Genomic DNA, 18535 nt, shown 5'->3' with positions numbered 1-18535 from the left:
ACAGCAGGAATGGACACCATGTGGAGAAAAGCTTTACTCATCGGTCGCTGGCTTCTGCCATACATTCGCAACGCGGCACCGATCACCCTGGCCCTTGGCGTTATCGCTCTATTGATAGCCACCTGGTGGCTTGGGCCGAAATGGGAGGTGGGTGGTGAGTTCCCGCTGGTTGCCTGGCAAATGCGGGCGTTGGTTACCCTCGGTGTTGTGCTACTGGTTGTGATGATCTGGGGCACGGTGCTGGCTCGCCGTCTTGGCAAGGTCAATGCTGCGAAAGCCGAGGAGCAGCAAGAGCAGGAAGATCCGATTCTGCCTATGGAGCGCAGGCAACAGCGGTTGCTGGATCGCCAGCTTGCCGCCCTGAAGAGCAACCTGCCGGGCCGCAGGGGTGTTTATCGTTTGCCCTGGTATTTGGTTATGGGTCTGGAAGGGGCAGGCAAAACCAGTCTTATTCAGCGTTCCGGGCAGACATACACCCTCACTAACGTCACCCGCAACAACCGCGCGGATCGCAATCCGTTCGGGTTCGACTGGTGGATTGGCGATAACGGCGTACTGATCGATCCCGACGGCGAGCTGCTGAGTCAGAGCCAGAACCAGAGCGCTGCCGGGGAAATACAACAACGGCTTTGGACGCATTTTATCCAGTGGCTAGAGCACAACCGCCCGCAACGCCCACTCAACGGCGTGATCCTGGCAATTGACCTAGCGCAGCTGAGCACCGCCAGCGAAGAGCAGCGGGAAGCTCATGCCATTTTGTTGCGCACCCGGCTGCGGGAACTGATGGAGCAGATTGGTTCGCGCCTGCCGGTGTATGTCTCCTTCACCAAAATGGATTTACTCTATGGCTTTGGGCCCTTTGTTCGTACCCTCAGCAAGCAGGAGAAAGAGCAGGCTTTGGGGTTCACTTTCCGGTTGGAAGGTCAGCTGGATAATGATGAGTGGCTGAATGAGTTTGCCGAGCGCTACAGCGAGATGGTTGAGCGTTTAAATGCACGCTTGCCAGACGTACTGGCCAGTACCCGTGATTCTGAAGATCGCGCCGCGGCATACTCGTTCACCCGCCAGCTAGCTGGTATGAAACCCGCGCTTGAAGGCTTCCTCACCAGTCTTTTGTCTGCAGACGCTTTCTCGACACCCGCATTGGTGCGAGGCACTTACTTCACTTCTGTTGTGCAGGAAGGCGTTCCGGAAGATGCGTTTGTCTCTGCGGCTGCGAGCCATTATCAGGTATCCAGCCCAATTCAGCCGGCCCAACGCACGGGCCAGTCGGCAAGCCTGTTCACCCAATCGCTCTTCCCCGGAATTATCTATCCTGAAGCCGGACTTGCCGGTGATAACCGCCGGATTGTACGCAGTCGCCAGCGCAGAGTGGCGATTGCGGCCATAGTCGCAGTATGTGCCGGGGCAGGCATGACGGCGAGTTGGCAGCATTTCTTCATCAAGAATGCTGAAGCAGCGGCGTCGGTTGAAGCACGGGTCAAGCGCTTTATTGATAACTGGCAGCCGGTGGGCTTTGAACCGGATACCACTGGCCGTAATCTGCTTGAACCTCTGGATCAGTTGCGTCAGGCGACTCTGGCGTTTGGAGACCATCGCCAGCAATGGCTGCTGGTCAGTGATATGGGGCTCTATCAGGGCCATAAGGTAGGGCCAGAAGTAGAAGCCTCCTACCTCGACATGCTGGCCTATCAGTACCTGCCTGCTCTGATGTTCGGTGTAATGGGTGAGATGAGTCGTGCGCCAGACAACAGCCCGGAGCGCCTCGAGCACCTGCGCGTGCTACGCATGCTCTACGATGGCAGTGGGCGCAGGAACGATATAGTAACGACCTACATGAGCCAGTACTGGCAGCGAGCCTTTCCGGGTCGGCGGGATGTTCAGCAGAGACTTATGGCACATCTAGACTATGCCATGGCCTACACCGACCTTGCCCATCAGGCCCAGCGCGGCGATGTAACGGCGGACATGGCGCTAGCGCCATTCAAAAGCAGCGTACAGTGGTCACAACACGAGTTGGGGCGCATGTCGACACCTGATCGTGTTTACCGGGACCTGAAAGTTGAGGCTGCCCGCGAGTTCAGTCAGCCAAACGATCTGGCCCGCACATCCGGCCCAGCGTTCAGCAACGTATTCGTGCGTGTGGATCAGTATGGCGAGCCAGGGCACCAGTCAGAAGTGGCCCAGGATCCTTTGAGCATTCCTGCCTTACTTACCCGGGACGGACTGGAGAAGTGGTTTCTGAGAAAGTCTGCCACAGTTACAGATCTGGCGTTGGTAGATGCCTGGGTGCTGGGTCGCAGGGATAATGTAGACTTCAGCAAAGCGGATGAGGCAGAGCTGCTAGCCAGCCTGCAAAACCTCTATGCAGAGCACTACGCCAACGCATGGCGCACAGCTCTGAGCCGGGTAGATATCCAGGATTTTGAAGACCTCAATCACGGGGTTCGGATACTGGAGAGCCTGACCAGCGGCCACCAGCCCATGGCCCAGTTCCTTGGGCAGGTGCGCCAGAATACGCAGCTGATCCCGCCTGCAGAGGGGGACGCTGCCGCGGCGCGTGAGCTGCTGGAGCAGTCGGAGCACTTTCGCATGTTGCAGAACATCGAACGCCAGTTCACCGATCTCCACCAGGTCACCCGAAAGAATGGGGATCAGCCGAGTGGGCTCGAGCAGATCATGCTCGTGGTAAGCGACTTGCACGAATACATGCGCAATATTCAGGAGGCGCCAGACAAGGGCAGGGCAGCCCTCAATGCGGCTCGGGCCAGAATGGGGTTGCAAGGAGCCGATCCGATTTTCACGCTGCAGCGAATGGCAGGGCACCAGCCAGAACCACTGAACAGAATATTGAACCGGTTGGCTACCGAAAGCTGGCGTGTCTTGCTGGACCAGGCCGTTGCGCAGCTGGAGCGGGAATGGTATCGGGAGGTTTACCAGCCTTTCCAGCAGAATCTGGCCAGGCATTATCCATTTAATGCGGCTGCGGGCCGCGACGTGGCTTTGCAGGATTTTGAGCGGTTTTTCGCCCCGGGCGGCGTACTGGATACCTTCTACAAGGACAATCTGAAGCTGTTCCTGGAGGATCATCCGGAGCAAGTGGGTGATGCCCGCCGGGCGGGGCTCGTGCGCCGGGATGTGCTGGCGTCTCTGAGTAATGCGGACAAGATTCGCAGTGCTTACTTTACGCGCAGCGGTACGCTGGATGTGGAGTTTGCCCTCGAACCCCTGAACCTGTCTTCCAACAAACGCCGCAGTGTTGTGAACCTTGATGGCCAGCTGGTGGAGTTCAGCCATGGCCCGCGCCAGAGTATTCCACTGGTTTGGCCCAACACCTTGAGAGAGGCGGTTGAAAGCAGGATTACCCTGGTGCCGGTGCAGGTTAACCGTTCACCCCGCAGCATTTCAGAAAATGGCCCCTGGGCACTGTTCCGCCTGTTGGACAAGGCCGACATAACGGGTGTCAGTAACAGTGCCGTAGATGTGCGCTTCCAGGTGGACGATGGCGAAATGCGCTATCGTTTGCATGCGGCAAGCAATATCAACCCGTTTACGCAGCAACTGCTATCGGGGTACAGGATTCCGCGAAGCTTGTACTGAAAAACATCTGCTCGAAACGGGGCGGGGCCGTAACGGGTCTACTGGCTATTTCGGTTACAGTTACGGATTCCCGACCCTGTGCTAGAGTAATTTGTGAACGGTCTTGCGGGCTGAGGGGCAAACACAGGTCTGCTTCAGCCCGTTGTCGAATGAAATCACTAACCGAATCAGGAGACAGCCCATGGAAAAGCAAATAACGAAAGATGACTATGCCCGCGTGAAAGATGATCTTCAGGTACTGCGTGACGACATTGCAACCCTGACGAAAGCGTTTGCAGACAGTCAGAAAGCCAGCGCCAATAACCTGAAGGATGAAATCAGCCGTGAGGCCCGCGCGGTGTTTGAAAACCTGCGTGAGCGGGGCGATGCAGCCCTTACTCGTGCAACAGAGGCAGGCTCGAAAACTGTAGAGAGTGTGGAGCACAAAATAGAGGAAAGGCCATTTCTCAGCATTATTCTCATGTTTTTGGCTGGTGTCATTGTGGGCAAAATGCTTGATCGCTGATGCTGCCTGATTCCGCAAGTATCCAGAGCACCCTTCGCAAAGCTGTCGCGGCTATCATCGGGGTAGTGCTGTCTCTGGTGCTGCTTACTGCGCTGCTGGTTACCGGCTTCTACCTGCTGGTCAATGCAGCCACCCTGGCCCTGGCTCCCCTTGTGGGCAAGCCGGGGGCTATGGCGATCACAGGGGTGGCATGCCTGTGTTTGCTGGCGCTGTTCTTCTACCGCATGACCCGCACGCCCAAACCCCGCAGCAATGCCCAAATTAGCCAGTCTGATCCTGGCTCAGGTTCCCCTATCGAATTATTACGTGCGTTGATCGCCCGTAACCCGTTGGAGGCTGCAGCACTGGCTTTTGCCGTTGGCGTGGCAGAACAAAATGACCCGAGACTGAAGAAGCTGTTGCTCCAGGGCGGTATGGTTTTGATGCGGCAGTCCTCTGGTCCAGGCTCTTCGGAATCCGGTGGTTTCGAAGAATCAGCCGCGCCGGCCAAAGATAAAGCTTCTTTCGAATAATCCCTCGCCCCACGTTGATTTCCCCGACATTACCTGTCACTTCAAGTCCTGAATCTGTGTTTTTTCAGCTATGAGGCTGTGCAGGGAAGTGATGATTATGTGATTGTTTTTCAGTTCTTTTTGTTGGGAAAGTTTAGGGAGTATGACGAGATTTTAGTCTGGATGTAACCCAAAATCGTGATCTGGGGCGCTAGGGTAGTAGCACGTGTTTCGGGGGCGGTGATCAGATCAACGCAGTCACCCGAAGAACGCTTTGACGAATGGAATTTCCAACCAGCGAGGAAAAGCACTATGAACTCCAAAGCTCGTATTGCCTGCGCCACGATTTTGTCTGCCAGTGTATTTGCTGCTCCCGTAGCTTTTGCCCAAGGTTCCTCTGATCGCGACGAATCCGGCCCATACATCAAAGGTAGCTATGGTGGATATAAATCCCATGGTGGTGACTTTGATGATTCCAACGATCTATACGGTGCTGGTCTCGGTTATCAGTTCAACCAGTTTTTTGCGCTTGAAGCGGCTTACATAGATTTTGGCAACTTCGGCAAAGACAAGGTTGAGGGCAAACTCAAAGGTGGGTCACTTGTGGCGATCGGACGCTTGCCCGTAACTGATAGCTTCGGCGTGTATGCCAAGGCTGGCGCGTTTGCGGCTGCTCTGGATGTGGATGCCTTTGACGAAGATGAAACCTACGACGACGTAAGCCCTGTTGTGGGTGCGGGTGTGGACTTCCGGATTACAGAGCACCTGACCACGTTTCTGGAGTACAACCGTTACAACGTCGACATTGATGAAAATGATTTCAATGGTCAGTTGAACAACGACGGACCGGACTTTGATACCGCTCAGGTTGGCCTCAAGTTCCAGTTCTGATCAGCCGTGGTATAGACCCGAAAAGGTGCAAAAGCTTGGCTTTTGCACCTTTTTGCTTGTTCCCTCTCCAATAGCCTGCCTGTCACTCATACAGATATACTGATACCACATGGCCCGCCGGCAAGTCGGGATGTGGCACGGTAAACAGCGAAACAGGAAAAGAGCTTATGTCTGACAACCAACCCTTCGACTGGTCATCAACCCCTGCAGCTGTGTGGCGACGCCATCGCGCAGGCTTGCGCGCAGTGCGCAGGCTGGACCCGGTTCAGTGGGGTTCTCTGACGGGCATTGACCGTCAGCAACAGGCGCTAGCTCGCAATACTGAACGCTTTCTTGCTGGAGAGCCGTCCAATAACGTGTTGCTCTGGGGCGCCCGGGGCACGGGCAAATCATCTCTGATCAAGGCGTTGTTGAACCGATATAAAGATCAAGGCCTGAGAATTATCGAAGTGGACAAGGACGATCTGGTGAACCTGCCAGAGATTGTTGATGATATCTGCGATCTTCCCTACCGCTTCATCATCTTCTGTGACGATCTGTCTTTTGATGTGGGCGAAACCGGTTACAAGGCGCTGAAAAGCGTGCTTGAAGGCTCACTGGAACTGCCCCCGGAGAATGTTCGTGTTTACGCCACGTCGAATCGCCGCCATCTGATGCCCGAATTCATGTCAGACAACCTCAAAGGCCACACTCAGGATGGTGAAATTCACCCGGCTGAAGCTATAGAAGAACAGGTGTCACTTGCTGACCGTTTCGGTTTGCAGTTGTCCTTCTACGCGTTTCCTCAAGAAGTGTATTTGCAGGCAGTGGATGCACTCTTCCCGGGTGTCACTGATCGGGAGAACCTGCACCGCGAAGCCATCCGGTTTGCAACCCAGAAAGGGGTGCGCAATGGCCGCACGGCACAGCAGTTTTACCGGCAGTTTTCCGGTGATGAGAATCTTGGGTGAAACCGCTTCGCTATTGCCGTTTTGCCATGCGCATGAAGTGATGGTGCACAAGCCGCACAACCAGATACACCAAAGCAAGGGTGGCTGGAATGGCAATACCCAGAGCCAGGGTTTTGTTGAAGATAATGCCCGCTTCGTAGATGGAATCGAGGGCCAGTTTGAGTAAGCCGATCAGGTAATAGGTGATGGCCACAACCGAAAAACCTTCAACGGTATGCTGCATCATCAGTTGAATTTGTGATCGCCTGTCCATGGAGCTCAACAGCTGCTGATTCTGGCTCTGTATGGCCAGTTCCACCCGGGTCCGCATCATGTCTGAGGTGCGATCTACCCGTTTTGACAGATCTTCCAGCCGCTCGCTTACCGCTTCGCAGGTCTTTACTGCAGGCGTCAACCGGCGGGTCAGGAACTCGCCGATGGTCAGATGCCCTGATACTTCGTCCTCTCGCAGCTCTTCCAGCCTGGTCAGCACAAGTTGATGGTAGGCTTTGGTAGCGGAAAACCGGAAGGTGGAGTGGGCTCGAAACGCTTCGATTTTGGCTGCAATGTTGGTTAGTTTGGCAAGAATGGTTTGCTCATCCAGGGTTTCGTTATCAGCCAGTGCCTGGGTGATAGTGGCCAGTTGCTGGTCCATATCATTCAGGGCTGGGGTGATTTCCCGGGCTACGGGCAATGCCAGCAGAGACATCAAGCGATAGGTTTCGATTTCCATCAGGCGCTGAACGAGCCGGCCTAGCTGGCTGTCCGACATGGTGTAATTGAGCACCATAAAGCGGCCGAAACTGTCGGAGTGCAACTGAAAGGTGCCCAGTACCCGCGCAGCCCCTTCCTGTGGGCTGCTTCCTACCAGGCGCATACCCTCAAAATGCCGGCGCATGAACGCAGGCTCGTTGCGGGCATGCTCCGTGGATGGGCTAACGTCAATATGAAACGCCGCAACTACCACGCCTTCGAGTTGCGCGAGCCAGCCATGCGGCAGTGCACTGATCCCGGTTTCCTCAAATGGCTCAACGTCAGACGGAGCCAGGTTGGTAAAAGTATAAGCAGTAAATTCCAGGTGAACTTCACGGCGAATGCGCAGATTATCAAAGGTTTGCTCGTAGCAAGTGACTTCCTCCTCTGGCCAGGGTTGCCCCAGCATCCGGTGCAGGCTCTGCAGATGTTTAAACTGGCTTTTGCGCTGCTCTGACGTGGTCAAAACTGCGATATGGCTTACCCTTGCCTGCGGCGGCAATACCTGAAATGGGCGCGAATGAAGCTCCTGATACAGGTCAGGGCGCAGGGGGTGAAAATCCAGTGCGACAGTCTTGGCGGTCACGGGTCAGTCCTTGGTTTATCCGTAAGCTTTGGGATGATAACGCGGAAGGATGCGCCGTCAATGCCATTAAAGTGCTGATTTCTGGCGTCAACTCGGCCACCAAAGAAGTCGGCAATCAAGCGCACGATCAACAGCCCCTGGCCCAGGTGTCCCTCGGTTTTGCCTTCACGCTGGGACACAAACGCCTCGAAAATGTCCACGCCCGAGGTGGCTGGCAAGCTTGAACCTTCGTTAAACACTTCGATTTGAACCTGGTCAGTGTGTTGGTCCAGACGTATTTCAATTCTGCCGTTTTCGGGTGTGAAGTCGCGGGCGTTGTCGACCAGTTTGTCCAGCATCTGTACCAGCAGTTCCGGGGAGCCGACAAGGGTGATACCGGATTCCGGCCCGGTGTAGATAAGTTGATGATGTGGATCCAGCGTCTGATAGGCCGCGCTTGCCTGGCTGACCACTTCTGCCAGATCAAAGGCTTCTTTGTCGGCATGATCAAAGCTTTGTTCCAGCCTTGCGGCCTCGCTCATGCCATTGAGAATTTGCCGCAACCGCTCGGTACCTGCGGTTGCGCGCCCAATGTATTGCGAACGCTCTTCTGTAGTTTCGGCGTGAGAAAGGTTTTCCAGGGATGAGCGTACCACGGCCACCGGGGTTTTGAGTTCATGGGAAAGACGCCGCGAAAAACTCTCCAGATAACGGTTATAGCCGTGCAGTCGGTCGGCCATCTGGGCGAAATGGTTCTGCAATTGGCCCAGTTCATCCTTTGCGCCTGAGCCCGGCAGGGTACCGATAATCCGGCCATCCTGATCTATGGTGGCGCTGACCGCTCGCTGTAGGCGGGCAATGCGCCAGGACAGCCAGCTGGCATAGCCCAGCAACACCAGCGTCAGGCCAATAATAATCAGCGTGCTGCGGGCAATAACGGAGCCAAGTGTGGAGCCAGCCAGGGTTAATAGCTGGTCCAGGGATTGCTCAAGCACCAGAGTTCGGCCGCCAAAAACAGGCTTGGATGTCATCAGCCAAACCTTGTCGTCTTCATGCCGGACAAGTCCTTCTTCGGGTATGCCACTCATATCCAGCCGATTGGTGTGGATGGAGAGGCGCGCTGGTTTGGGCTGGTAAAACTGAACCAGCGCCCTTAGTGCATTGAGGCTGATGTGCTCAACAATTTGCAAAGGGCTGAGTTCGTCAAACTCTGGTGGTGCCTGGGGAGACGGTGTTGCCTGTTGCGCGATCACCCAGCCCGCCGGCTCGATCAGCCGTGCAATTTGGCCTTTGCTCATTCCGGGAATCAGTTGCCGCTCAAGCCCGGATTGGCGTTCCACCAGTACTGGCAGTGGGTCTGTAGATGTGCCAGCTTGCGCTAACCCTGAACTGTCCCGCCATTGCGCTGAAAAACCGAAACGGCTGCCTTGCGGAGGTTTGGGCAGTTTCAGTTCAAGCTGCCAGCCGTTACCCATGCTGGTCCAGTGCCCGCTAACCCGGTAGTCAGGGGTGTCGCTGGCTTCTCTGTTTGCTGTATCAGTCGTTGTTGCATACACAGTGCCCGGCGGCGAGGCACGCATGAGCCATGATGTGGTTTGGGCATCGGGATTCAGTTGCTTGCTGTCTGCGGGTTCGAGCCAGAGTTTGAGCCGGTCGTGGGGCTGATCCGGTGCGCCAGGGTTGAAGAATTCGGGCTGGCGATTGCTGAGGCGTATCAGCAGGTACAGGTGGCGTTGGTCGGTTGCTGCTTGCCAATGCAGGGTGGGTTTGCCTGAACTTTGGGCGGGAGGTTCTGAATCTGAATAGGCAGAGGGTTGCCAAAGCAGGGATTGTTCACCCTCATCGTAACCGGGCCAGTCATGGCCGTAGCCGTCGAGATTGATCGGGCTGGTGAGGCTTTCCATGTAAATGGCGGGCGTTTGGGGCGCAACGACGGGAAGGCCCAGGCTGAGGTCACCGGCGGATTGGGCCAATCGATCAGCTTGGTCCTGCAGCTGCTGCAGCGCCTGTTGGCGAAGTGCCTGATCCAGCTCCAGCACGAACTGCAAGCCGGCCCAGGGAATTAGCAGCATCAGCAGGCTGGCAATAAAGAGCTGGCGTTTGAGGGTCACGGTTCAGAGCTCACGGGCATTCCAGCGATAACCCATGCCGTAGGCGGTCTGGATACTGTCAAAGGTGCTGTCGATCTGCAGGAATTTGCTGCGGATGCGTTTGATGTGGGAGGTGACGGTGTTGTCGTCCAGGTGTGTGTTGGCGGCTTCCATCAGTTGTTCACGGCTGCGCACGTGGCCGGGGTGTTGTACGAGTGAGTGCAGCATCCAGAACTCGGTCACGGTGAGGTCTATTGCGTTGTCATCCCAGGCTACGGTCATGCGATCAACGTTGAGGTCGAGGCGGCCGCGTTTCACGATTTCGTCCGGTTTTTGCAGGGCTTCTGCCCAGGCATCTGCCCGGCGTAGCAGCGCGGTCACTCTTGCCAGCAGGTGTTCGATGCTCATGTCTTTGGTGACGTAGTCGTCCGCACCCAGGCGCAGGCCGTGTACTGAGTCTATGTCGCTGTCGCGGGCGGTCAGGAAGATGATGGGTAGGGTCGCGGACAGCGAGCGCAGGTCCTGGCACAGGGTGAAGCCGCCTTCGGGTTCGTTGCCCAGGCCGACGTCGATGATGGCGAGGTCGGGCAGGCTTTGGCGCAGGACCTGCCATGCTGATGACCGATCACCGTAGGTGGATACGCGATAACCGCGGCGTTCGAAGGCGGCGCGGTAGTTGTCGCGGATGGCGGGTTCGTCTTCTATCAGGACGAGGTGTTTTTTCATGATTTTGGCTGTTGTTTGTGGGCGTTGGGGTCTATTTAAACACGGGAGGCGTTTAGAACAAGGGTAGCTTGCGGTGTTGCCATAATTCATCATTTTTTGTTCGTGGAATGTTTGATTCTGCCATGGGGGTACCTTTTTTGGTTGGTGGAATGGCTGTGTCTGATTTAGTCATGTAGCCAAAGGATTACTGCCATGATGTTTTCTTCCTTATCCTCTCAGCACAGTGCTTTTTTACTTGACGCGAACCCGCCCTCCCAAACGGCTGGAACCCTTCCCGAAACACGCTGTAGATACGTCCCTGTACGCTCGGCTCCGCCATCCATGGCTCCGCACGGTTTCGGAAGGGGGCACCGCCTCACGGGAGGGCTCAGTGTGGGCCGGAAGCGGCGGCTCGTGCGCTTTATGGAGGGGATTAGTTTGTGGATGGCTATGTTGCTGGTTTTGTTTGTGCAGCCGCTTTATGCAGAGGCCAACACCGGCAATGAAGATTCCGCAGGAGCCTTGCACTTTGTGGACGGTAAAGGGCAGTGGCAGGAACCCGCTTTGGTGCTGGGGAGTGACTTTGATGTTCGGGTTAGTGGGCTGATTGCAGACAGTAAGCTGGTGCGGACGTTTAAGAACACGAGTGATGACTGGCGCGAGGGGGTGTTTGTGTTTCCGCTGCCGGAAAAGGCCAGTGTTTATGGGCTGACCATGAAGGTGGGGGGGCGCACGATTGTGGGGGAGGTTCAGCCACGTGCGGAAGCGAAGAAGACTTATGAAGCGGCTCGGGATTCCGGGCGTCATGCGGCGACGGTTGAGCAGCAGCGGCCGAATCTGTTTACCACTCGGGTGGCGAATATTCCGCCGGGGGCTGAGGTGAGTGTGGAGCTCAGTTATCAGCAGTTGGTGAGCTATCGGGATGGGGTGTTTGAGTTGAGTGTGCCAACGACGCTGACTCCCAGGTATATGCCGGGTGCGCCTTTAACGGTAGCACCTCAGCAATGGCAGGGTGGTTGGGCAGTGCCTACTACCGAGGTGCTGGATGCGGATGCGATCAGTCCGTTTACGGTGGATGTGGACGATGTGGCAGCGGACAGTCACAGAGCTTCAGTCAAGTTCACGATTGATGCCGGGCTGCCGTTGGCGCAGGTGTTCAGTCCCAGCCATCAGGTGGCGACTCAGCAGGATGGTCAGGTAGTAACGGTTGAGCCACAGGCGGGGGACATTGTGATGAATCAGGATTTTGTGATTCGTTGGCAGCCTTTTGCGGGGCAGGAGCCGGGCGCGGCTGTGTTTCATCAGCAGTGGCAAGGGGAAGATTATTTGCTGGCGATGCTGGTGCCGGGGCGGGCGGGTAAAACCCGGTTGCCACGGGAGCTTACGTTTGTGATTGATACCTCGGGCTCCATGGCCGGGGAATCCATTCGGCAGGCGAGGGAAGCGCTGCAGCTGGGGTTGGAGACGCTGGTGCCCGGTGATCGGTTCAATGTGATTCAGTTCAACTCACAGCCCCACGCTTTGTTTATGCAGCCGGAAATGGCCACAGCCAATAATCTGGCCCGGGCGCGGCAGTATGTGAATGGGTTGAAAGCTGACGGTGGAACGGAAATGGCATCAGCGCTAACGTTGGCTTTGCAGGGGCAAGGCAAGAGTGCAGGTGAAATGCCGGAAGATGCAGCAAGAGTGCGTCAGGTGGTGTTCATGACAGACGGTGCGGTTGGCAATGAGTCGGCGCTGTTCAGCCAGATTCGTCGCCAGTTGGGTGATCACAGGCTGTTCACTGTGGCCATAGGGTCGGCGCCTAATATGCACTTTATGCGTGAGGCCGCGCGCTGGGGGCGTGGTAGTTATACCTCGGTGCAGGATCTGGCCGATATGAGTGGTCCTTTGGCCAGGTTGTTTGCAGCCATGGAAGCGCCGGTGATGACGGATATTCAGGTTACCTGGCCGGGGCAGTCTGCAGCGGTAATGGAAGACAGCTTTCCGCAGCGGCCCGGTGATTTGTTTCAAGGTGAACCCTTGTTGCAGGTTGTGCGTGGAGTAGCACCTGCCGGTAAGCTGAGTGTGTCTGGTCGGTTGCCGGGTGGTGGAAGCTGGCAGCAAAGCCTGGATTTGCAGCAGGCGGCTTCAGGTACAGGGCTGAATCGTTACTGGGCGCGGGAGAAGATCGACAGCCTTCTGGACGATGCCCGGATAGAAGGGCAGGAGCCGGATAAAGAGAGAATCACCAAGCTGGCGGTTGCCCACAACCTCATGTCGCCCTATACGAGCTTTGTGGCTGTGGATAAAACGCCGGTGCGGGCTGCTGAAAGCGCTTTGTTGAAAGACAACCTTCCCACGCTGCTACCTGCAGGGAGCCAGCCCGGCATGGCGCGCTACCCGCAAACGGCTACGTTTGCGCCTCTGATGATAGCTTTGGGATTGCTTGGATTGATGCTATCTGCAGCGATTGTGCTCCTGCAAAGGCGGGCGTACCCATGAGCCGCTCACTGCTGTTGTTGATCACAAGCTCTGCCATGTTGCTGGTATTCGGGCTTTGGGTACCTATCAAGGCTGTTGTGGCTCAGGAGCTGCTGGAAATCGCCTGGGCTGAGAGCCAGGCCAGGCAGACCGAATCCAGGCCCTGGCCCTGGGCTGATACCTGGCCCGTGGCAAAATTGTCGATGCCGGCGCTTGGTGATTCGATGATCGTTCTGGCGGGTGTTCATGGGGAAAGCCTGGCCTTCGGGCCGGGTCAAATGATGGGCGGCAACGGCACTGAGACTGCAGTTGTTATTGCCGGCCACCGGGACACTCACTTTCGCCCTCTTAAATATCTGGAGCCAGGCAATGAGCTAAGGTTACAAGGCCGGGACGGGCGCTGGCAGGGCTACCGGGTGAGTGCAACAAGAATTGTGGATAGCCGTTCGGAATTCATCGATACTCATAAGCTGCCTGCAGGTACTCTGTTGCTGGTTACCTGCTACCCCTTCGACAGCATGGATGCAGGCGGCCCGCTCCGTTATGTGGTTGAGGCTCAAGTAGACGATACAGCCCGCCTGGCTGACAAAGAAGACGATCACAGCAGCGTTCTTTATAGTCAGGCCATATTGGACGAAATTGACACTGTTGCAGGCCTATAAACTTGGCGTACACTTGTGCGCCAAAATCCTGATGCAGAGTTTGTCGTATGGGCTTTATCAGAAGTGTTTTGGCTTGGCTGAGTGTTCCTGTGCTTTGCATACTCGCCCTGCCATTCTTTATTGTCAGGCCGTTTAATCCGGATAATAACCGGCTGTTGGCCATTGCATTGGCGCGAACCGGTCGCGCAATACTCGGCATGGAGCGGCCGGTGGAAGGTGTGGAAAACATGCCCCAGGATCGCCCTGTGGTGGCAATTTGCAATCACCAATACAACGATGATCTTTTTGTGGTGGGGGATCTGGTCGCGCCTCGCACCGTCACGGTGGGCAAGTCATCACTGGTCTGGGTTCCGTTTTTTGGCTGGGCATTCTGGCTGGGGGGTAATGTGATTTTGAACCGTGCCCGCTCCCGCAAAGCTGTTGCAGTCATGCAAGCTACCAGTGAGGCGATCACCCGCGAAAATAAAAGCCTGTGGGTTTTCGTGGAAGGTACCCGCAGTAAGGGCCGAGGGCTGCAGAAGTTCAAAAAAGGTGCTTTCTACGCAGCGGTGACGGCCGGGGCGCCAATTGTTATGGTATGCGCAGCTGAATATCGCAATAAAACGTTTGGTTGGCAGGGTAGGCGCGAGGCTGTGCCTATGCGGATTCTGCCTCCGATAGAAACCATAGGGCTTACCACTGAGGATGTTCCAGCGCTGATTGCGCGCTGCCATAAGGCGATGGCCGAGGAAATTGCTGAGTTAAGCCGAGCCTGAAGATTCTACTCGAGTGTGAAGTCTCTGGTAGGTGCCGTTTTTCTGCTGGCTATTGTCAGCCAAATAAGGAAGAGCTGAATATGTTGATGCCTGTTACCGGCGTGTTTGCGGCCGTACTCGGTATATTGATGCTGGTGCTTTCAGCATACGTTGTTAAGTTCCGAATGAAGTACAACAAGGGTATGGGTGTTACCGACAACCCTGATTTTCAGGCTGCGGTTCGCGCCCACGGTAATCTTGTGGAATACGCGCCCATTGTTCTTATCATGCTGGGAATTGCGGAGCTTAATGGTGTGGCAACCGGATATGTTTACTGGACTGGCATGGCCTTCGTTACGGGTCGCCTCCTGCATGCCTGGGGCATGATTAATGGCCATGGTGAGGAGCATAAAGCGCGGGCTCTGGGTATGGTGCTGACCTGGTTGGGAATGCTGGCAGCGGCAATTTTGCTGCTGTGGAATGTGTGGCAAGTGCACGGCTGATTGTTGCAGTTAAAACCGCCGGGGCCGCACACGTCGGCCCCGGGACGTCCTCTTTAAAGTGCTTTTGCCATATCGCTGGACAGGTATTCAATTTCAACCCTGCGGTTGGCAGCCCTGTCATCAGGTGTTGTGAAAGGGCGGGCTGAGCCCCAGCTCGCAACAAGAATCTGCGATTCGGAAACACCTTCCTTGATCAAAAGCCGGGCAACGGCCTTGGTCCGTTGGCGGGACAGAAAATAGTTGTAGTCTTCGGCGCCATAATTATCAGAGTGGCCATGAATCCTGACGCTGGCAGATGAATGTTGCCTGAGATAAGCCGCGTGTTGGCGAACAATCGCCACGTCTGAGTCGTCCAGTGCGTGCTTGTTGAAGCCGTAGTGAAACCTCATCCGGTGCGGGCGTTTGCCTTCGGCCATGAGGGTAGCTGCATTAAAGCCGGAAGCCACGGCAGCTTTGGCAATCAACTCCGGGTTGTCCAATACGAGTACAGTCATCTGCAGTATCCTTGATTCAGACCTCTGGTTTTTCTTGTTATTCCCGCTCACTATTACCCGAGACAGAAATAACGGTAATTAGCGGATGGTGTAGTGTCCCATCCCACTGAAAATCATTTAAGCGCGGAAACAAGACGCTGGTATGATAGAAAACGGTTTTTCAGGGACAGATTATGATGAATTGTGACCGCCCATGCTGATTATTCCTGCTGAGAACGCCATTAACTGGAAGCGCCCGCCCTGGGTTACCCTCGGGTTGATGCTCGCCTGTATGCTGGTTTTCCTGTTTTATCAGGGAGGAGACAGCCGCAAGCTTGAGCAGGCAGTGAGTGAGTATCTCGATTCCGGGCTGCACCAGTTGGAAGCACCGGCTTATGAGGACTACCTGCAACGGGAAATCCACTTTGAAGGCGAAGAAGATCGCGTTTTTGAACTGCAGCAGTTTCAGAAGCTGAGAGAAGAAGGTGAAGACTTCTGGCTTTCTGCCAGCCTGCTTATGGATAGCGAATTCTACCAATACCTGCTGTCGAATCGCGATCTGATCTGGACCCCTGCAGAGCGCACGCGCTGGCTGGAAAAGCGCAGGTTCATTGAAGAAACCTATATTCAGCGCCTGAGCGCTCAGCAGCTGGGCCTGATTCCTGCTAAGTTGTCGTTATACACGTTGATTACCTACCAGTTCCTGCACGGTGGCTGGGGGCATATAATCGGCAACCTGCTCTTCCTGTTCCTGCTCGGATTTACCGTAGAAAAGGCCCTTGGCCCTGGCCGCTACCTGTTAGCCTATCTGGCATGTGGCGCATTATCGGGCCTTGTTTTCACCGCCTTCTCGATGGGAAGTTTCATTCCATTGGTGGGAGCCTCTGGTTCCATTTCCGGGCTGATGGGAATGTACGTGGCCATTTATGGCCTGCAGAAAATTCGTTTTTTCTATTTCCTGGGTGTGTACTTCAACTACTTCCGCGCACCTGCCATAGCCATACTGCCGGTGTGGCTGGGCAAGGAAATCTACGACTACTGGTTTGCCGGCGCAACTGGCATTGCCTACATGGCCCACGCTGGCGGATTGCTTGCAGGTGCAGGCCTGGTATGGCTGCTGGGCAAAAGCTGGCTGCAGGTGCGCGAGGAGTTTTTTGAGCCGGAAGAAGATGAGCAGGACGAGCGCTTTACCACCGGTTATGCCCAGGCCATGGCCAGCTTGGGCCGCATGGACTTCGACCTCGCTCGACGCCAGTTTGAGGCCTTGCGCGAGGCCTATCCGGACAGGCCCATCTTGCTGGGGCACCTGTACCACCTCGCCAAACTGCGCCCGGATTTACCCGAATACCAGTCCCGTACCCGCGAACTGATGAACGACTCCCTGAGCCGCAGGCAGCCGGAGCATATGATAGCTGTTTGGCAGGAGTACCTGAGTAAAGGCGAAAGCCATAATCCCCTTGCGGCGGAAGATCATAACCGGGTGTTATTCGCCAGCCTCAAACAGCACGATCTGAAAGCCGCAGAGAAAGCCTTTGAGCGGCTGCGTGGAGCGGATGATCCATTATTGACAACTGAGGCATGCAGATTGCTCGCCGAAGAGTTTGAAAAGCTCCAAATGGCTCCTAAGGCTCGACATTACCGTCAGCTGCTAGAGGCGAGCTGACATAGTTAGGGGCCTGTAAGCGTGTTTTGGAATAGCCCCCACGCTTACAGGTCTTACTCCGAAACCAGAAAGCTCGCCTTGGGCCCTTTAAGAAGTTCCCGCTTCTCAGCCTGCTCCAGAAATACCGGCACCTGTTCATGCAGCGGGTGATTCACGCAACGCTTCTGGATAAACGTCAAAAACGCCGTCGCCTTCTCCCACTGATTCAAACCGTTTGCCAGGGTTTGGGCAACCAGCAAATAGGCCGGAGCCAACTCGTCGCTTTCCGGAAAACGCTTGTGGAAGTCCTGCAGCAGCCTCAGAGCCAGCTTGTATTGCCCCCGCTGATACAGACAGCGCGCGCAGCGTACGGCCAGTTCCGGCTCATCCAGTTTGAAACCAGGCTCAGCCTCCTCGAGCAGACTCACGACAGACGCAATACCTTCACCGTCGTTGCGGTCTGCCAGCCAGCCAAGAATCCGTGGGTGGTATTGGTAGAGCTCAGTGGCATCGTTTCGGGCTACCAATAGTTGGTATAGCTGGCCAACACGCAGAGGGTCCTCACGGTTACGCTTCAGTGCTTCCTTCAGCATGCCCTGCACCCGGTCGTAGTTGCCGTCCTTCAGGTTCATATCGATATCCGCATCAAAGCGCGCACCACGATCCCGCTGCTGCATATCCACATCGGCGGAATCATCCTGAATATCTGAGGCGAACCCCAGCTCTTCCTGGTACTGGAATAACAGGTAGCCAAGCATATTGAACAGAATCAGCGTGAAGGTACTGTTCAGAAAGCCGGATAACGGCTGTGAAAACCAGAAAGGAAAATGGTTGTAGGCAAAATCCTGAGCCACACCCGAGGCCAGGGTAAGGAGAATCAGATAACCGTAGAGCAGAAAGTAAGGGGTGCCGATACGGGAAATCAGCACCGCCAGATTCATTGGGTTTACCGCCGCGCCCACAGAGCGCTCCATAGCCAGCACCATAATGCTCGCAGGCAGCGCCAGCACTACGAAAGCCAGTGCAAGTAACATCAGCAAGGGCCCGCCCACCATGGCGGCGGCGCCAACCAGCCCGCCCATAACAATGAAAACCAGCAGTTGGAGAATAACAATGTTGAACCCACTGCCGGTAAAGGCCACAGACACACTGGGCGGTTTCAGATGGCCCTCGGCAGTGTGATTGATCACTGCATAGGTGTACTTGAACAGGGCCAGGGCCAGGACCAGCCAGACCAGGATGCCGATCAGGTTGGCGGGAGCAACAAGGGGCACCAGAGTGCAGATGGCAATAACCATCAGCGGGTCTGTGTGAAACGGATAACTGAAAAAAGATCCAATCCGGTTCCAGAAGGGTATTACTTCCGTCGCTGCGCCCATATAGCGCATGGCTTTACTGCACGAAGGGCAAAGCGCTCGGCGTTGGCGCGTATCGGCATCGGGCATGCAGCGGCTGCAGTAATGAGTCTGACATTCGCCGCAGTGCCATTTCGCCGGGTCGCCGGGATGGTAGTGACAATCGTGTTTCAT

15 protein-coding genes are annotated in these 18535 nt (G+C 55.7%); 10 read left to right on the top strand and 5 right to left on the bottom strand.

Features of this window, described 5'->3' with window-relative positions:
* Positions 1-9 precede the first annotated feature (9 nt).
* From tssM to FE848_RS08425, 5 genes are all read left to right on the top strand, one after another.
* Positions 10-3600 carry a type VI secretion system membrane subunit TssM gene (gene tssM, locus FE848_RS08445; RefSeq protein WP_200202351.1) on the top strand — a complete coding sequence of 1197 codons (3591 nt, stop codon included), beginning with the start codon at positions 10-12 and terminating at the stop codon, positions 3598-3600.
* 181 nt (positions 3601-3781) lie between these two features.
* Positions 3782-4105, top strand: a complete 324-nt coding sequence (locus FE848_RS08440) for a DUF883 family protein (RefSeq protein WP_200202350.1) — start codon at positions 3782-3784, stop codon at positions 4103-4105.
* Positions 4105-4617, top strand: a complete 513-nt coding sequence (locus FE848_RS08435; protein ID WP_200202349.1) for a hypothetical protein — start codon at positions 4105-4107, stop codon at positions 4615-4617. Before FE848_RS08440 ends, FE848_RS08435 begins: the two co-directional genes overlap by 1 nt.
* A 291-nt stretch (positions 4618-4908) precedes the next feature.
* Complete coding sequence (locus FE848_RS08430; protein ID WP_200202348.1) at positions 4909-5487, top strand: porin family protein; 579 nt, start codon at positions 4909-4911, stop codon at positions 5485-5487.
* A 167-nt stretch (positions 5488-5654) separates the two neighbouring features.
* Complete coding sequence (locus tag FE848_RS08425) at positions 5655-6437, top strand: ATP-binding protein (protein WP_200202347.1); 783 nt, start codon at positions 5655-5657, stop codon at positions 6435-6437.
* Positions 6438-6447: 10 nt separating this feature from the next.
* Here FE848_RS08425 and FE848_RS08420 read toward each other — a convergent pair whose 3' ends face one another.
* Genes FE848_RS08420 through pdsR form a run of 3 tightly spaced genes read right to left on the bottom strand, consistent with a single transcriptional unit; the run spans position 6448 to position 10550 of the window.
* Positions 6448-7755, bottom strand: a complete 1308-nt coding sequence (locus FE848_RS08420) for a DUF3422 family protein (RefSeq protein ID WP_200202346.1) — start codon at positions 7753-7755, stop codon at positions 6448-6450.
* Entirely contained in the window at positions 7752-9845 is a 2094-nt protein-coding gene (locus FE848_RS18870) for an ATP-binding protein (RefSeq protein WP_200202345.1), read from the bottom strand. Before FE848_RS18870 ends, FE848_RS08420 begins: the two co-directional genes overlap by 4 nt.
* A 3-nt stretch (positions 9846-9848) precedes the next feature.
* Entirely contained in the window at positions 9849-10550 is a 702-nt protein-coding gene (pdsR, locus tag FE848_RS08410) for a proteobacterial dedicated sortase system response regulator (RefSeq protein ID WP_200202344.1), read from the bottom strand.
* Between the two features lie 372 nt (positions 10551-10922).
* On the opposite strand from pdsR, the gene FE848_RS08405 reads away from it, so the two are divergent.
* The 4 genes from FE848_RS08405 (at position 10923) to FE848_RS08390 (ending at position 14891) form a co-directional block, all read left to right on the top strand.
* Positions 10923-13013: a marine proteobacterial sortase target protein gene (locus FE848_RS08405; RefSeq protein ID WP_320159511.1), complete on the top strand. Its 2091-nt coding sequence runs from the start codon at positions 10923-10925 to the stop codon at positions 13011-13013.
* The gene (locus tag FE848_RS08400; protein ID WP_200202342.1) at positions 13010-13654 is read left to right on the top strand and encodes a class GN sortase; all 645 of its coding nucleotides are present in this window, start codon (positions 13010-13012) and stop codon (positions 13652-13654) included. The genes FE848_RS08405 and FE848_RS08400 overlap by 4 nt, the downstream gene beginning before the upstream one ends.
* A 47-nt stretch (positions 13655-13701) precedes the next feature.
* Positions 13702-14409, top strand: coding sequence for a lysophospholipid acyltransferase family protein (locus FE848_RS08395; protein WP_200202341.1), 708 nt, complete (start codon positions 13702-13704; stop codon positions 14407-14409).
* 80 nt (positions 14410-14489) lie between these two features.
* Positions 14490-14891 carry an MAPEG family protein gene (locus FE848_RS08390; RefSeq protein WP_200202340.1) on the top strand — a complete coding sequence of 134 codons (402 nt, stop codon included), beginning with the start codon at positions 14490-14492 and terminating at the stop codon, positions 14889-14891.
* Positions 14892-14944: 53 nt separating this feature from the next.
* On the opposite strand, the gene FE848_RS08385 is transcribed toward FE848_RS08390, so the two are convergent.
* Positions 14945-15385, bottom strand: coding sequence for an OmpA family protein (locus FE848_RS08385; protein WP_200202339.1), 441 nt, complete (start codon positions 15383-15385; stop codon positions 14945-14947).
* Between the two features lie 193 nt (positions 15386-15578).
* Between FE848_RS08385 and FE848_RS08380 the strand changes: the two genes are divergently transcribed.
* Positions 15579-17027, top strand: a complete 1449-nt coding sequence (locus FE848_RS08380) for a rhomboid family intramembrane serine protease (protein WP_200202338.1) — start codon at positions 15579-15581, stop codon at positions 17025-17027.
* Positions 17028-17080: 53 nt separating this feature from the next.
* On the opposite strand, the gene FE848_RS08375 is transcribed toward FE848_RS08380, so the two are convergent.
* Positions 17081-18535, bottom strand: coding sequence for a hypothetical protein (locus tag FE848_RS08375; protein WP_200202337.1), 1455 nt, complete (start codon positions 18533-18535; stop codon positions 17081-17083).

The organism is Marinobacter sp. 1-3A, assembly GCF_016597775.1.
In the GTDB taxonomy this organism is placed as follows: domain Bacteria; phylum Pseudomonadota; class Gammaproteobacteria; order Pseudomonadales; family Oleiphilaceae; genus Marinobacter; species Marinobacter xiaoshiensis.
The sequence above is the reverse complement of the archived record's forward strand: the minus strand, read 5'-3'. Positions and strand labels throughout refer to the sequence as shown.

Bases quoted from the DNA above. Each gene is read 5' to 3' on its own strand.
- FE848_RS08390 (WP_200202340.1), top strand. From the start codon at position 14,490: ATGTTGATGCCTGTTACCGGCGTGTTTGCGGCCGTACTCGGTATATTG.
- FE848_RS08430 (WP_200202348.1), top strand. From the start codon at position 4,909: ATGAACTCCAAAGCTCGTATTGCCTGCGCCACGATTTTGTCTGCCAGT.
- FE848_RS08375 (WP_200202337.1), bottom strand. From the start codon at position 18,535: ATGAAACACGATTGTCACTACCATCCCGGCGACCCGGCGAAATGGCAC.
- FE848_RS08425 (WP_200202347.1), top strand. From the start codon at position 5,655: ATGTCTGACAACCAACCCTTCGACTGGTCATCAACCCCTGCAGCTGTG.
- FE848_RS08395 (WP_200202341.1), top strand. From the start codon at position 13,702: ATGGGCTTTATCAGAAGTGTTTTGGCTTGGCTGAGTGTTCCTGTGCTT.
- pdsR (WP_200202344.1), bottom strand. From the start codon at position 10,550: ATGAAAAAACACCTCGTCCTGATAGAAGACGAACCCGCCATCCGCGAC.
- FE848_RS08400 (WP_200202342.1), top strand. From the start codon at position 13,010: ATGAGCCGCTCACTGCTGTTGTTGATCACAAGCTCTGCCATGTTGCTG.
- FE848_RS08380 (WP_200202338.1), top strand. From the start codon at position 15,579: ATGCTGATTATTCCTGCTGAGAACGCCATTAACTGGAAGCGCCCGCCC.
- FE848_RS08385 (WP_200202339.1), bottom strand. From the start codon at position 15,385: ATGACTGTACTCGTATTGGACAACCCGGAGTTGATTGCCAAAGCTGCC.
- FE848_RS08440 (WP_200202350.1), top strand. From the start codon at position 3,782: ATGGAAAAGCAAATAACGAAAGATGACTATGCCCGCGTGAAAGATGAT.
- FE848_RS08435 (WP_200202349.1), top strand. From the start codon at position 4,105: ATGCTGCCTGATTCCGCAAGTATCCAGAGCACCCTTCGCAAAGCTGTC.
- tssM (WP_200202351.1), top strand. From the start codon at position 10: ATGGACACCATGTGGAGAAAAGCTTTACTCATCGGTCGCTGGCTTCTG.